This window comes from Lysobacter sp. M15 (genome assembly GCF_022662515.1).
Classification (GTDB): Bacteria; Pseudomonadota; Gammaproteobacteria; order Xanthomonadales; family Xanthomonadaceae; genus JAKPBU01.
The window spans coordinates 240,968-255,159 of record NZ_JAKPBV010000014.1 but is presented as its reverse complement, the minus strand read 5'-3'; the positions used below and the strand labels follow the sequence as shown (position 1 = coordinate 255,159).

Below are 14,192 nucleotides of genomic sequence, written 5' to 3'. Positions count from 1 at the left end.
ATGGCGCCGCATTGTTCGGAGGTGGCGACATTCCTGTAGGAGCGCCGCTTCGGCGCGACCGGGGTATCCGGTGGGCACGACGCCTGGTTGACCCGGTCGCCCCTGCAGGCGCTCCTACATCGCCGCGAAGGCCAGATACCGCCGGTGCAGGGCTTCGACGTGGGCATCGAGGTCGTCGAGCACGCCGTCATTGACGATGATGTCGTCGGCGATCGCCAGGCGTTGGGCGCGCGTGGCTTGCGCGGCGATCATCTTGCGAGCCAGCTCGGCATCGACCCGGTCGCGGGCCATGACCCGTTCGGCCTGCACGGCTTCGGGCACGTCCACCAGCAGGATCCGGTCGAGCCACGGGTATGCGTTCCGCCCGCCGCCCTCGGTGAGCAGCGGAATCGCGGCGATCGCATAGGCGCCGGGCGCGGTCGCGCATTGCCCCTGCAGCTGGGCGCGCACCCGCGGATGCACGATCGCCTCCAGGCGTTTGCGCGCATCGACATCGTCGAACACCAGTCGGCGCATCGCGCCACGGTCCAGCGTGCCGTCGGGCAGCAGGACCTGTGGGCCGAACGCGGCGACCACTTCGGCAAGCCCCTCGCTCCCGGGCTCGACGGCTGCGCGCGCTGCCACGTCTGCGTCGGCGACGGTTATGCCTCGCGCCGCGAAGCGAAGCGCCACCTCACTCTTGCCCGAGGCAACGCCGCCGGTGAGGCCGATGATGTAATCGCTCATCCCGAGATTATGTAGGAGCGCCGCTTCGGCGCGACCGGGGATTCCGGTTGGCAGGAACGTCCGGTTGATCCGGTCGCGCCTGAGAGGCGCTCCTACAAGGGCCCTGACGGCGCCGCAGTGTTCGAAGTGGCGACGTTCCTGTAGGAGCGCCGCTTCGGCGCGACCAAGGTTTCCGGTTGGCAGGAACGTCCGGTTGATCCGGTCGCGCCTGAGAGGCGCTCCTACAAGGGCCCTGACGGCGCCGCAGTGTTCGAAGTGTGGCGACGTTCCTGTAGGAGCGCCGCTTCGGCGCGGCCAAGGTTTCCGGTTGGCACGAACACCCGGTTGATCCGGTCGCGCCTGGGAGGCGCTCCTACAACGGGCGTCAGGCATGCGGGTGTCCGTTCTGCCCCGGATCGAGTCCGCGGCAGGCTCTACCGCAACCCGGCGAAGCGCAGATAGACGTCGATCATCTGCCCGCCCCACATGAAGACGATCCAGCCGGCCACGGCCAGATACGGCCCGAAGGGAATCGGCGTGGCGCGGTCGCGGCCCTTCATCGCCAGCCAGATCGAGCCGATGATCGCGCCCACCAGCGAGGACATCAGGATCGTCGGCAGGATCCCCTGCAGCCCGGTCCAGGCGCCCAGCGCGGCCAGCAATTTGAAGTCGCCGTGCCCCATGCCTTCCTTGCCGGTGAGCTGCTTGAACAGCCACCACACCGACCACAGGCTCACGTACCCGGCGATCGCGCCCAGCAGAGCCGGCTTCACCGGCATGTACAGGCTGTCGCTGGCCGCGATCAGGCCCAGCCACAGCAGCGGCAGGGTCAGCTGGTCGGGTAGCAGTTGGGTGCGCAGGTCGATCCCGGCCAGCGCGATCAGAAAGCAGGTCAGCACGATCGCGCCGAACCCCTGCCAGCCGAAACCAAACCGCCACACGCAGGCCACCACCAACAGCATCGTCAGCAGTTCCACCAGCGGGTACTGCACGGACACGGGTGCGCCGCAGTGACGGCATTTGCCGCGCTGGATCAGCCAGCTGAGCAGCGGAATGTTTTCGTACCAGGACAGCTGCGCCTTGCAGTGGGGGCAGTGCGAGCGCTCCACCACGATGCCCGGCGGCGGCGGGTCGTACAGCTCCGGCTCGCCCAGCATCTCGCGGCTGTCGCGCTTCCACTGCCATTCCAGCCGCCGCGGCATGCGCAGGATCACCACGTTGAGGAAGCTGCCCAGCGCTGCGCCGAACACGGCCGCGGCGGGGTACCCCAGTGCGGGGTTCTGATCAAGGAACGCCATCTAGTTCTCCCTTCCCCACGCGCGGGGAAGGGCCGGGGTGGGGGCAGGCACCCGCCTCAACCGACCGTCATCGCCAGCTTGAAGATCGGCAGGTACATCGCGATCACGATCGCGCCCACCAGGGTGCCGATGATCACCATCACCATCGGCTCGATCAGGCTGCTCAGCGCGTCGACCGCGTTGTTGACTTCCTGCTCGTAAAACTCGGCCACCTTGAACAGCATGGTGTCCAGCGCGCCGGCTTCCTCACCGATCGCGGTCATCTGCACCACCATGTGCGGGAACAGGTTGACCTGCTTCATCGCAACGTTAACCGGGTAGCCCACGGCGATGTCGTCGCGCATGCGCAGCACCGCCTGCTCGTAGACGCGGTTGCCGCAGGCGCCGGCGACGCTGTCCATGGCTTCCACCAGCGGCACACCGGCCTTGAAGCTCACCGCCAGCGTGCGCGAGAAGCGCGCGATCGACGAGTGGTGCAGCACCTGTCCGATGATCGGCATCTTCAGAAGCAAACGATCGATGGTGTAGCGCATCTTTTCCGAGCGCTTGTATGCGTACATGAAGCCCGCGAATCCGGCGATGCCAGCCAGCAGCACCAGCCACCAGAACTTCACGAACAGTTCGGAGATGCCAAACACCAGGTTGGTGAATGCAGGCAGATCGGCGCCGTAATCCGAAAAAGCGTCCTTGAAGGTCGGCACCACGAAGATCATCAGGATCGCGCAGACGATGATTGCCACCGCAATGATCGTGGTCGGATAGAACAGCGCCTTTTTGATCTTGCCCTTGATGGTCTCGATGTTTTCCTTGTAGGTGGCGATGGTCTCCAGGATGGTTTCGAGCACGCCTGAGGACTCGCCCGCGCGCACCAGGTTGCGGTACAGATCGTCGAACTGGATGGGATGCTTGCTCAGCGCCTCGTAGATCGAGGATCCGCCCTCGATCTCCAGCCGCAGGCTGTCCACCATCGTTCTCATCTTCGGATTCTTCTGGCCGTTGCCGATGATCTCCAGCGACTGAATCAGCGGCACGCCCGATTTCATCATGGTCGCCAGCTGGCGGCTGAAGATCGCGATGTCCTTGGCCGAGATCTTCTTGCCGGCACCGCCGAACAGCGGCTTGGGCTTGGTCTTGACCACCGTCGGGTTGATGCCCTGGCGGCGCAGCTCGGCCCGCACCAGATTGGCGCTCTTGGCCTGCTGCTCGCCCTTCATCTTGACGCCGCGCTTGTCAGTGCCCTCCCAGACGAACATGTCCAGGGTTACGCCGGCGCGGGCCGTGCCGGCGGCAGGCTTGGTGGTCTTCTTGGCGACGGTGCGGCTCACGGCCATGATCGATCTCCCGCGGCGGCTCCCCAGCCGGCGCTCATGTCCCGCATCCTAGTGCGTTTGCGGGCAAAAGTGAAAAATGCGTTCGTGACGCCCCGCTCATTCCCGTAGGAGCGCCTCTCAGGCGCGACCCACAATCCGGGGGGGGCTGTAGGAGCGCCTCTCCGGCGCGACCCATGATCCGATACGCCAAACACCATCCGGTCGCGCCGAAGCGGCGCTCCTACACCGGCAGCCCGTAGGCTGATCTGCGCCCCGACGCGCTCCCGCCGCTAATCCTTGGTGACGCGATTGATCTCGGCCAGGCTGGTCATGCCCTTCTTCACCTTGAGCAGGGCCGACTGGCGCAGATCGTTGATCCCGTTGCGCCGGGCGGCTTCCGCGATCTGCATCGCATTGCCGCCGGCCAGCACAATGTTCTGGATCTCCTCGGTCATCGGCATGACCTGGTAAATGCCGGTGCGGCCCTTGTAGCCCTCGGTGCATTCGCTGCAGCCGACCGCCTCGTAGATCTCCAGGCCGGCATGGATCTCGTCGGCGGTGAAGCCTTCGGCCAGCAGCGCGTGCTCGGGCAGCTCCACCTTGCGCTTGCACTCGTGCAGGCGCCGGGCCAGGCGCTGGGCGATCACCAGGGTCACCGAGCTGGTGATGTTGTACGGCGCCACGCCCATGTTCATCAGGCGGGCGATGGTTTGGGGCGCGTCGTTGGTATGCAGGGTGGACAGCACCATGTGGCCGGTCTGGGCCGCCTTGATCGCGATCTCCGCGGTTTCCAGATCGCGGATTTCGCCGACCATGATCACGTCCGGGTCCTGGCGCAAAAAGCTGCGCAGCGCGGCGGCAAAGGTCATGCCGCGCTTCACGTTCATCTGCACCTGGTTGACGCCCGACATGCGGATTTCCACCGGGTCCTCGACCGTGGAGATGTTGCGGCCTTCCTCGTTGAGGATGTTCAGCGCGGTGTACAGCGACACCGTCTTGCCCGAGCCGGTGGGCCCGGTCACCAGCACCATGCCGTAGGGCTTCTGCACCGCGTCAACGAACAGCTTCTTCTGGTTTTCCTCGTAGCCCAGCTTATCGATGCCCATGCGCGCGGCGCTGCTGTCCAGGATGCGCAGCACCACCTTCTCGCCGAACAGGGTGGGCAGGGTGCTGGTGCGGAAGTCGATCTGCTTGCTCTTGCTCAGGTTGAGCTTGATCCGGCCGTCCTGCGGTACCCGCTTCTCGGCGATGTCCAACTGCGCCATCACCTTCAGGCGCGCGGCGATGCGCTGGTGCAGCTTCACCGGCACCGTGGCGATCTGCTTGAGCAGGCCGTCGATGCGCAGGCGCACCCGGTACACGTTCTCGTAGGGCTCGAAATGGATGTCCGAGGCGCCGCGCCGGATCGCATCCACCAGGACCTTGTTCACGAACTTCACCACCGGAGTGTCGTCGCCCTTGGCGTCAACACCCGCGTCGGCGGCGTTGGCCAGGTCGTCGTCGCCGCCAGAGACCTCCAGGCCTTCCATGCCCTCGCCATCCCCGAGCGCGTCGTCCAGGCTGTCGCTGGCGTTCTGCCATTGCTCCATGACGCGGGCGATCTGGTCCGCGCCCAGCAGGATCGGCTCCACCACCAGATTGGTGTGGAACTTGATCTCATCCAGAGCATGGGTATTGGTCGGGTCGCTGACGCCCACGAACAGGCGCCCGCCGCGCTTGAACAGCGGCAGCACGGCATGCTTCTGCAGCAGTTCCTCCTTGACCAGGCGCACCGCGCTCTGGGCCGGATCCATGGCGAACGGATCGAACAGGGGCATGCCGAACTCGATCGAGTTCGCGGCCGACAGAGCGCCCGGCGACACCAGACGCTTGTCCAGCAGCCAGGTCGCCAGCGGCTTCTTGGCCTTGGTCGCCGCGTCCATGGCCTCGCGTGCCGCGCCCTCGTCCAGGGCGCCGTCCAGGACCAGGCGGCGGGCGATGCCGGTGATCCCGACCAGGTTGGCTGTAGGTACTGCGCTCATGCGTCCCTCCGGCGAAGGTTCAGAGTCTACGCCCGCAAGTCACGTGCCATGGAGCGGCCCGTCGGCAACCGCCGGCGTTACAGGCTAATCTTGCCGTGAAAAGGGGAAGTTATGCGCGTTACCGTGATCATGCCCGCAAAAAACGAGGCCGAGGGCCTGCGGCAGACCCTGCCGCGGTTGCACGCGCAGCTGCCCGAGGCGGAGCTGATCGTGGTCGACGACGGCTCCAGCGACGGCACCGCCCTGGTCGTGGCGGAGGCGGGCGGTCGCGCGCTGACTTCCCCGTATTCCATGGGCAACGGCGCCGCGATCAAACGCGGCGCGCGCGCCGCCAGCGGCGAAGTGCTGGTTTTCATGGACGCGGACGGCCAGCACGACCCGGCGCATATCCCCCTGCTGCTGGCCAAGCTGGACGAGGGCTACGACATGGTGGTAGGTGCGCGCGACGGCAGCGGCCAGGCCAGCGCCGGCCGCAGCGCCGCCAATGCGTTCTACAACAAGTTGGCCAGCTGGATGACCAGCAAGCCCATCGCGGACCTCACCTCCGGCTTCCGCGCGGTACGCGCCGACAAGTTCCGCGAGTTCCTGCACCTGCTGCCCAACGGCTTCTCCTATCCCACCACCATCACCATGGCCTTCTTCCGCAGCGCCTATCCGGTGGCCTACGTGCCGATCCCGGTGGCCAAGCGCATCGGCAGGAGCCATATCCGCCCGATCCGCGATGGGCTGCGCTTTCTGTTGATCATTTTCAAGATCGCCACCCTCTATTCGCCGCTGAAGCTTTTCGCGCCCACGGGCGCGGCCTTTTTCCTGCTGGGTCTGGGCTACTACGGCTATACCTTCACAACCCAGGGCCGCTTCACCAACATGAGCGCGCTGCTGTTAAGCGCCGCCGTGATCATTTTTCTGATTGGGCTGATCTCAGAGCAGATCACTTCACTCACATACAAACAGGATCGCACCTGACGTGAAGCGCGCGCTCATCACCGGCGTCACTGGCCAAGACGGTGCCTACCTCGCCGAGCTGCTGCTCGAAAAGGGATACGAAGTCCATGGCATCAAGCGTCGCGCCTCTTCGTTCAATACCAAGCGCATCGATCATCTGTATCGCGATCCGCACGAAAAGGGTGTGCGGTTCTTCCTGCACCACGGTGACGTTACCGACTCGTCGAGCCTGATCCGCATCATGCAGCAGACCCAGCCGGACGAGGTCTATAACCTCGCGGCGCAGAGTCACGTCGCGGTGTCGTTCGAACAGCCAGAATACACGGCCGACACCAATGCGCTCGGCACACTGCGCCTTCTGGAGGCGATCCGTATCTTGGACATGCAGAAGCGCACGCGCTTTTACCAGGCTTCCACCTCAGAGATGTACGGCATGGTGCGGGAAACGCCGCAGCGCGAGACCACACCATTCTACCCGCGCTCGCCATACGCGGCCGCCAAGCTCTACGCATACTGGATCACCGTGAACTACCGCGAGGCGTACGGCATCCACGCCAGCAACGGCATCCTGTTCAACCACGAGTCGCCGGTGCGCGGCGAGAACTTCGTCACGCGCAAGATCACGCGTGGACTTGCGCGGATCAAGCTCGGGCTGCAGACGTGCCTGTACCTGGGCAACCTGGATGCCAAGCGCGACTGGGGTCACGCACGCGACTATGTCGTCGCGCAGTGGCTGGTTCTGCAGCAGGATGATCCGGGTGACTACGTCATCGCCTCCGGTCACCAGCACAGCGTGCGGGACTTCGTCGCTGCGGCCGCGCGCGAGATGGAGATTGACCTCACATGGCGCGGCAGCGGCCTGGACGAGCAGGGGGTGGACGGGCATGGCCAGGTGATCGTGGCCATCGACCCGCGCTACTTCCGCCCGGCCGAAGTCGACACGCTGCTCGGCGATGCATCGAAGGCGAAGCGCGAACTCGGCTGGGAGCAGTCGATCGGCTTCGACGAACTCGTGCGCGAGATGGCGCAGGCCGACCTGCGCGCCGCGCAGCGCGATTCTCTGATCACGCAGCACGGCTACCGCGCCGACGACTTCAACGAGTAGCGCGTATGCGCCTGGCGCGGAACATGGCGGCAGCGATGGCCAACTCGGTCATCGTCGTGCTGATCAACCTGGTGGCGCTGCCATTCTACCTGCGCCTGCTCGGCATGGAGGCCTACGGCCTCATTGGCTTCTACGCGACGCTGCAGACGGTGCTGCAAGTTCTCGACCTCGGCCTTGCCCCCACCGTTAGTCGCGAGATCGCGCATGGCGCGGAAACGGGACACCAGCGGCGCTCGGCCTCGCTGCTGCGAACACTGGGCATGGTGTACATCGGCGTCGCGATCATCATCGCCATGCTCGTCGCGCTCGCCGCGCCGTGGATCGCCGCGCACTGGCTGCAGGCGAAGTCGCTGCCGGAGGCCACGGTCGCGCAGGCTGTCGCGCTGATGGGCGTGACCCTCGCGTGCCGCTGGCCCATCAGTCTCTACCACGGCGCACTGATCGGCGCGCATCGCCTCGCGCGATCGGCGGCGACGAGCATGACCATTAACATCACCGCCGCGATCACGACCATCGCGGTGCTGGCGTGGGGCGTGCGCAGCATCGAGGCGTTCTTCGTCGTGCAGGCGGCCTTCGGCCTGGTGCACGCGATTGTGCTGCGCGGGCTGGCGCAGCGCGCCGTGGGCGAACGCGATGCGCCGTACGACTTCGCGGACCTGCGGCGGGTGTGGAAGTTTTCGGCGTGGATGTCTGGCGTGGCGATCGGCGGCTTGCTGCTGACGCAGGTCGACAAGCTAGTGCTAAGCCGCCTCCTGCCACTGGAGAGCTTCGGCCACTACATGCTCGCTGTATTGGTCGTAAGCGGGCTGCAGGTGCTCACGATGCCGGTGTCGAACGCGTTGTATCCGAAGTTTGCGACACTGCTTTCGCGGCAGGATCTCCGCGCCCTGGAGCATCTCTACGATGCGGGAACGAGATTGTTCGCGACCGCACTGTTCGCCCTCGCATTCGCGCTCGCCTTTCAGGCCGGACCGTTGCTGACGGTCTGGTTGCGGGATACGGCGCTCGCCCCCGAGGTCGCACCGCTGGTCGCCTTCATCGCCGTGGGGATGGCCTGTACCGGCGTGATGTATTTTCCGTACACGCTGCAGCTGGCCGCTGGCCGTCCCAAGCTCGCCCTCCTCACGACCGTGGTGCTGCTCATCGTAATGGTTCCAACGGTGCTGCTGCTGGCAACGCGCCAGGGCGCCGTCGGCGGCGCGATCGCGTGGACCGTGCTGGGCGGGCTATACCTGCTGTTCGGGACCTGGCTTACCGGCCGATACGTGATGCCCTTCGCAGGCTGGCGCTGGCTATCGTCGAATGTGGGCGTTCCGCTGCTCGCGACCGTGCTTCCCGCATTGCTTGGCGCGTGGATATGCCGCACGCTTGCGGTTGGGCCGTGGGCGGCCCTGGGGATCGGCGGGCTCGCCGCGCTGGCCGGCATGGGGCTGGGGATCGCCGGCAGTTTCGCGCCGCGCGAGTTCCGGCGTGTGCTAGGCGAGGCGCTGGGCCGCTCGACGCCCGCCCCGTAAGGGTCGGACACGTCGGACTGGAGTGAGCGGATGCTGGGCAGGGCCATCGACTATCTAATCGATTACAAGGATCGGCAGCGCATCGCGATCGCATTGGCGAAGGGCGGCGCGTCGATGCTTTCGCGGGAGATTGATCTGCGCGACCCTCGTACGTGGGAGTTTTCCGGCTTCAGCCAGAACGGCGAGGACGGAATTCTCGACGTGCTGCGCCGCCGCCTCAAGGACACCAACCGTTACGTAGTAGAAGTCGGTGCGGCCGACGGCACCGAGAACAACAGCAGCTGGCTGCTGCTCGCCGAACGCTACGAAGGCCTCATGATCGAAGGCGACCCGCGACAGTCCGCGCGCGCGCGCCGCAACGTCGCGCGCTACAGCATCGGCAGCGCCTGCGTTTCGATGTTCGTCACGCTAGGGACGGTGGACGAGCTTCTCGAAAAAGTGGTCTACACCGATCCTGACGTATTCTCGCTCGACATCGACGGCAACGACTACCACATCGCCAACGCGCTGTTCGATCGCGGCTTCCGTCCGAAGATCGTCTCCGTAGAATACAACTCTGCGTTCGGCCCGGAGCGCAGCGTGACGTCGGCCTACAAGGACGACTTCCGTCGTACGGCCGCGCACCCGTCGCACCTGTACTACGGCGTATCGGTCACCGCGTGGAAGACGTTCTTCGCCAAACATGGCTATCGCTTCGTGACGGTGGATTCGAACGGAGTCAATGCGTTCTTCGTCGATCCCTCGCTGTTCGACACGTCGTTCCTCGACGCAGTCGAGGGGCTTGGTTTCGCGGAGAACCGCTACCAACTACGCGCGCACGGTCGTGACCATGCTGGTCAGTTCGCGCGGATCGCAGACCAGCCGCTCGTGACGGTGTGAGGGCGCGGTGGATCAAGACCGCCCCCGTCTGTCGATCTGCATCGCGACGCTGAACCGCAGCGCGTTCATCGGCGAGACGCTCGACACGATCGCGCCGCAGTTGCGCGACGACGTGGAGTTGGTGATCGCCGACGGCGCTTCGAAGGACGATACGGCGGATGTCGTCGGCCGCTACGCCGCGCGGGACCCGCGCGTGCGCTACGTTCGCCTGCCGGCCGCCTCCGGTGTGGATCAGGATTACGACATCGCGGTATCGCACGCTCGCGGCGACTACTGCTGGCTGATGACGGACGACGACCTGCTCAAGCCCGGCGCTGTCGAGCGCGTGCTACGCGAACTTCACGGCGACGTAGAGTTGGTCATCGTCAATGCGGAAGTGCGCACTGCCGATTTCGGCGGCACGCTGCGTGGCGCCCTCGTGGCCAAGGACTCCGATGCGGAGTACGCGCCCGAGGACGCCGACGGCCTGCTCGCCGACACAGCGCATGCGCTGAGTTTCATTGGCTGCGTGGTCATCTCGCGCACGTTCTGGTTCGCGCGCGACCGCGCGGCGTACTACGGCTCACTGTTCATCCACGCGGGCGTGATCTTCCAAGGGCGCACGCCGCGCACGCACGTCATCGCCAAGCCCCTGATCACGATCCGCTATGGCAACGCGATGTGGACGCCGCGTGGGTTCGAGATCTGGATGTTCAAGTGGCCATCGCTCGTGTGGTCGTTTCCGGGCGTCTCCGCACAGGCCAAGTCGCGCATCAGCGCACGCGAGCCGTGGCGACAGATGCGAAAGCTCTGGCTCTATCGCAGCATCGGCGGTTACGCGCCGCGCGAGTACGACCGTTTCCTCTCCGGGCGTCCAATGAGCCCGATAGCGCGCCTGTTGGTGCGCACCATCGCGGCAGTGCCCTCGCGTCTCGCCAATGCGATGGCGAGCCTGTACTGCGGCCTGTTCGCACGCCACGCCCGCATGAACATCTACGACCTGTCGCGTAGCCCGCATGCGTCGTTCGTCTCGCGCGCGGTCGCGCGATCGGCGGGATATTGAGATGGCGACGATCCTGATCAGCGGCATCGGCGGGCAGGATGGCAGCTATCTGACCGAACAGTCGCTCGCGGCGGGGCATCGTGTCGTCGGCCTGCTCCGCACCGGGCGCGCGTCGCGGGCGCCCGAGAACGTGGAGTGTGTCGAATGGGACTTCGTCAGTAAAGAAGGTCTGCGCGCGGTCTTGAGAGACGTTCGCCCCGCACACTTCTACAACCTGGCCGCCTTCTCGACCGGGGCCGGCATGTATGACGACGCCGTTGCCATCGGCGAGCTCAACGGCGTCGCTGTCGCACGCATGCTCCAGGCGATCGTGGATGTTGATCCGGAGATCCGCTTCTGCCAGGCATCGAGTAGCGAAATGTTTGGTGACCCGATCGTCGTGCCGCAAACCGAAGCCACGCCGTTCCGTCCGCTGAGTCCGTACGCAGCGGCGAAGCTGTTCGCTCATACGGTGGTAAATTCCTTTCGCACGCACCGCTGCGTGTTCGCGTGTTCGGCTATCCTCTATAACCACGAGAGTCCTCGTCGCGGGCCGGCCTTCGTCACGCGCAAGATCGTCGATGCCGTCGCGCGAGTTCGCGCGGGTGATACGGGCAAGCTGCTGCTGGGTGATCTGGATGCGCAACGAGATTGGGGCTATGCCCCGGATTACGTGCGCGCCATGCGGCTGATGCTGGCGCACGACCGACCTTGCGACTACGTGGTGGCTACCGGCGAGCTGCACTCGGTTCGCGAGTTCTGTGAGCTCGCGTTCTCCCATGCAGGGCTCGACTGGCGCGAGTGGGTTGAGGGCGGTGCGGCAGACGTCCGCCAGGATCGTCGCGGCCCCCGAGTCGGCGATGCGACCAAGTTGCGTAACACCTTGGGGTGGCGGCCGGAGACCGACTTCGGCACGCTCGTACGCATTATGGTCGATGCTGCGATCGCTTCGACCGACGCCCGGATGACGACATGATGCAAGCCATCACCCGCTGCCGCATCTGTGCCGGCACCGACCTGGTCCAGATACTCGACCTGGGCGAGCAGATGCTCACGGGCGTGTTCCCGCGTTCGCGCGAGATGCCTGTGACCACCGGGCCGCTGCGGCTGGTGAAGTGCATGGCGGGCGACGGCTGCGGGCTGGTGCAACTGGCGTACTCGTACGACCTTGGCGAGATGTACGGCGACAATTATGGCTACCGCTCTGGCCTCAACGCGAGCATGGTGCGTCACCTGCACGCAAAGGTCGATCGCGTCCTTTCGTTGGTGGACGTGCGCGTGGGCGACCTGATCGTGGACGTCGGCGCCAACGACGGCACCACGCTCGGCGCGTATCCCGAAGCGCTGGGCGCCGACCTGTTGGGCATCGATCCCACCGGCGGCAAGTTCCGTCAATACTACAAGCCGTACGTGGATCTGTGTGCGGACTTCTTCAGTGGCGACACTCTGCGGCGCGTGCGGCCGGGCAAGTGCGTGCGCGTGCTCACCTCGTTCTCGATGTACTACGACCTGGAGGCGCCGATGGCGTTCATGCAGGACGTGCACGACGTTCTGGCCGATGACGGCGTGTGGGTGTTCGAGCAGAGTTACATGCCCGCGATGCTGGCCGCGCTGTCGTACGATACCGTGTGCCACGAGCATCTGGAGTACTACGCGCTGCGGCAGATCAAGTGGATGGCCGACCGCGTGGGCTTCACGCTGGTGGACATCGAGTTCAACGACGTCAACGGTGGCAGCTTCTCGGTGACCGCGGCCAAGTCGACCTCGGGCGTGGCGGAAAGCCCGGACGTGGCGCGTATCCTCGCGCAGGAGCGCGAGGCCGGCCTGGACACGCTCGCGCCGTTCGAGGACTTCGCGCGCCGCGCCGCGGAGTCGCGCGACGACCTGCGTGCGTTCATCGAACTCGCGAAGGCCGAAGGAAAGACCATCGCCGCGCTCGGCGCATCCACCAAGGGCAACGTGCTGCTGCAGTACTGCGGTATCACCACAGACGACATCATAGAAGTCGGCGAGGTGAACCCCGACAAGTTCGGCGCGATGACGCCCGGCTCGTACCTGCCGATCCGTCCGGAGAGCGAAGTGCTCGCGCACGGCCACGACTACTACCTCGTGCTGCCGTGGCATTTCCGTCGCCACTTCCTGGCCAACCCGGCGTATGCGGGGCGCACGCTGCTGTTCCCGTTGCCGGAGTTGCAGGCGATCGATGTCGGGAACGTGATCGCGTGACGACGCGCGCGCCACCACCTTCACCTGCGCAGGGAGCGCCGCGCGCCCGCGCAATCGCGTTCTACCTGCCGCAGTACCATCCGATCCCGGAGAACGACGCGTGGTGGGGCAAGGGCTTTACCGAGTGGACGAATGTCGTCACCGGGCGGCCGCGTTTCGCGGGGCACTACCAGCCACACCTCCCCGCGGACCTCGGTTTCTACGATTTGCGTGTGCCGGAAACGCGGCAGGCGCAAGCGGACCTGGCGCGTGCCGCGGGCATCGAAGGCTTCTGCTATTACCACTACTGGTTCCAGGGTAAGCGCCTGCTGGGTGGGCCGATCGATGCGGTGCTGGCCTTGGGCGAACCCGACTTTCCATTCTGCTTTTGCTGGGCCAACCAGACTTGGTCGCGTGCATGGAGCGGGCGCGACCACGACGTGCTGATCGCGCAGGGTTACGACGACGCTGACGATGCCGCGCATATCGCCTGGCTGATCGAAGCCTTCCGCGATCCGCGCTACCTTCGCGTCGGCGGTCGGCCGCTGTTTCTCGTCTACCTCCCGGAATCGCTGCCTGATGCGCCAGCGCTGCTGGAACGCTGGCGTCGGGCGTGCTTGGAGGCAAGCGTCGGCGATCCGTACTTTTGCGCCGTACGTACCGGTTTTTCCACGCGTGACGCCGACGGCCTGCGAGCCCTCGGCTTCGATGGCGTGGTGGAGTTCGAGCCGAATCGCGAGCACTTCCCCGCAGCGAAGAACGCGACGGGGCACGCGGTGTCGCTGCTGCAGCGCCTGCTGCCCACCAAGTGGTACGACGCGCTGCGCAACAGCCGTTTTCTCAGTAACCGGAACCTCAGTACCGTGGTGGATTACGCGTCGTACGTCGACGGGCGCCTGGCGCGTCCCGCGCTCGCGCCGACGACGTATCCGGTCGTGTTCCCCAGTTGGGACAACGCCGTGCGGCGCACGTCCGCCACCATCATCGAGAACCACGACTGCGCACAGTACGCGCGGTGGCTGTCCGATGCTGTGGCGCGCGTCGCGACGCGCAACCCCGACGAACGCCTGGTGTTCCTGAACGCCTGGAACGAGTGGGCAGAGGGCTGCCATCTCGAACCGGACCAGAAGCACGGCCGCGCATTCCTGGATGCGACTGCCGACACACTCGGCGTGTCGGCAAGGTGACG

Annotated in this window: 12 protein-coding genes; 8 read left to right on the top strand and 4 right to left on the bottom strand. The window is 65.7% G+C overall.

The features are described from left to right. Positions 1 to 114 precede the first annotated feature (114 nt). The 4 genes from coaE to pilB form a co-directional block, all read right to left on the bottom strand. On the bottom strand, positions 115 to 726 hold the full coding sequence (coaE, locus tag MC380_RS15290; RefSeq protein WP_242165767.1) for a dephospho-CoA kinase: 612 nt from the start codon (positions 724 to 726) through the stop codon (positions 115 to 117). A gap of 413 nt (positions 727 to 1,139) precedes the next feature. Beyond that, positions 1,140 to 2,003, bottom strand: a complete 864-nt coding sequence (locus MC380_RS15285; protein ID WP_242165765.1) for an A24 family peptidase — start codon at positions 2,001 to 2,003, stop codon at positions 1,140 to 1,142. Positions 2,004 to 2,059: 56 nt separating this feature from the next. Further along, a complete protein-coding gene (locus MC380_RS15280; protein ID WP_242165930.1) occupies positions 2,060 to 3,256 on the bottom strand; it encodes a type II secretion system F family protein in 1,197 nt (398 codons plus the stop codon). Between the two features lie 347 nt (positions 3,257 to 3,603). Beyond that, entirely contained in the window at positions 3,604 to 5,334 is a 1,731-nt protein-coding gene (gene pilB, locus MC380_RS15275; protein WP_242165763.1) for a type IV-A pilus assembly ATPase PilB, read from the bottom strand. Positions 5,335 to 5,445: 111 nt separating this feature from the next. On the opposite strand from pilB, the gene MC380_RS15270 reads away from it, so the two are divergent. The 8 genes from MC380_RS15270 to MC380_RS15235 are packed head-to-tail and all read left to right on the top strand — an operon-like array spanning position 5,446 to position 14,190. Further along, a complete protein-coding gene (locus tag MC380_RS15270) occupies positions 5,446 to 6,300 on the top strand; it encodes a glycosyltransferase family 2 protein (protein ID WP_277929989.1) in 855 nt (284 codons plus the stop codon). 1 nt (position 6,301) lies between these two features. Further along, positions 6,302 to 7,384: a GDP-mannose 4,6-dehydratase gene (gene gmd / locus MC380_RS15265; RefSeq protein ID WP_242165759.1), complete on the top strand. Its 1,083-nt coding sequence runs from the start codon at positions 6,302 to 6,304 to the stop codon at positions 7,382 to 7,384. A gap of 5 nt (positions 7,385 to 7,389) precedes the next feature. Further along, entirely contained in the window at positions 7,390 to 8,898 is a 1,509-nt protein-coding gene (locus MC380_RS15260; RefSeq protein WP_343223589.1) for an oligosaccharide flippase family protein, read from the top strand. Between the two features lie 30 nt (positions 8,899 to 8,928). Then, positions 8,929 to 9,777, top strand: coding sequence for a hypothetical protein (locus MC380_RS15255; RefSeq protein ID WP_242165755.1), 849 nt, complete (start codon positions 8,929 to 8,931; stop codon positions 9,775 to 9,777). A gap of 7 nt (positions 9,778 to 9,784) precedes the next feature. Further along, positions 9,785 to 10,819: a glycosyltransferase family 2 protein gene (locus MC380_RS15250; protein WP_242165753.1), complete on the top strand. Its 1,035-nt coding sequence runs from the start codon at positions 9,785 to 9,787 to the stop codon at positions 10,817 to 10,819. Position 10,820: 1 nt separating this feature from the next. Next, positions 10,821 to 11,774, top strand: a complete 954-nt coding sequence (locus MC380_RS15245; protein ID WP_242165751.1) for a GDP-mannose 4,6-dehydratase — start codon at positions 10,821 to 10,823, stop codon at positions 11,772 to 11,774. Continuing rightward, positions 11,771 to 13,024: a class I SAM-dependent methyltransferase gene (locus MC380_RS15240; protein ID WP_242165749.1), complete on the top strand. Its 1,254-nt coding sequence runs from the start codon at positions 11,771 to 11,773 to the stop codon at positions 13,022 to 13,024. The genes MC380_RS15245 and MC380_RS15240 overlap by 4 nt, the downstream gene beginning before the upstream one ends. After that, a complete protein-coding gene (locus MC380_RS15235) occupies positions 13,021 to 14,190 on the top strand; it encodes a glycoside hydrolase family 99-like domain-containing protein (RefSeq protein ID WP_242165747.1) in 1,170 nt (389 codons plus the stop codon). The genes MC380_RS15240 and MC380_RS15235 overlap by 4 nt, the downstream gene beginning before the upstream one ends. The last annotated feature ends 2 nt before the right edge of the window (positions 14,191 to 14,192 follow it).

Excerpts from the sequence above, each read along its gene's own strand:
- coaE (WP_242165767.1), bottom strand. The coding sequence starts at position 726 with ATGAGCGATTACATCATCGGCCTCACCGGCGGCGTTGCCTCGGGCAAG.
- MC380_RS15285 (WP_242165765.1), bottom strand. The coding sequence starts at position 2,003 with ATGGCGTTCCTTGATCAGAACCCCGCACTGGGGTACCCCGCCGCGGCC.
- MC380_RS15280 (WP_242165930.1), bottom strand. The coding sequence starts at position 3,256 with ATGTTCGTCTGGGAGGGCACTGACAAGCGCGGCGTCAAGATGAAGGGC.
- pilB (WP_242165763.1), bottom strand. The coding sequence starts at position 5,334 with ATGAGCGCAGTACCTACAGCCAACCTGGTCGGGATCACCGGCATCGCC.
- MC380_RS15270 (WP_277929989.1), top strand. The coding sequence starts at position 5,446 with ATGCGCGTTACCGTGATCATGCCCGCAAAAAACGAGGCCGAGGGCCTG.
- MC380_RS15260 (WP_343223589.1), top strand. The coding sequence starts at position 7,390 with ATGCGCCTGGCGCGGAACATGGCGGCAGCGATGGCCAACTCGGTCATC.
- MC380_RS15255 (WP_242165755.1), top strand. The coding sequence starts at position 8,929 with ATGCTGGGCAGGGCCATCGACTATCTAATCGATTACAAGGATCGGCAG.
- MC380_RS15245 (WP_242165751.1), top strand. The coding sequence starts at position 10,821 with ATGGCGACGATCCTGATCAGCGGCATCGGCGGGCAGGATGGCAGCTAT.
- MC380_RS15240 (WP_242165749.1), top strand. The coding sequence starts at position 11,771 with ATGATGCAAGCCATCACCCGCTGCCGCATCTGTGCCGGCACCGACCTG.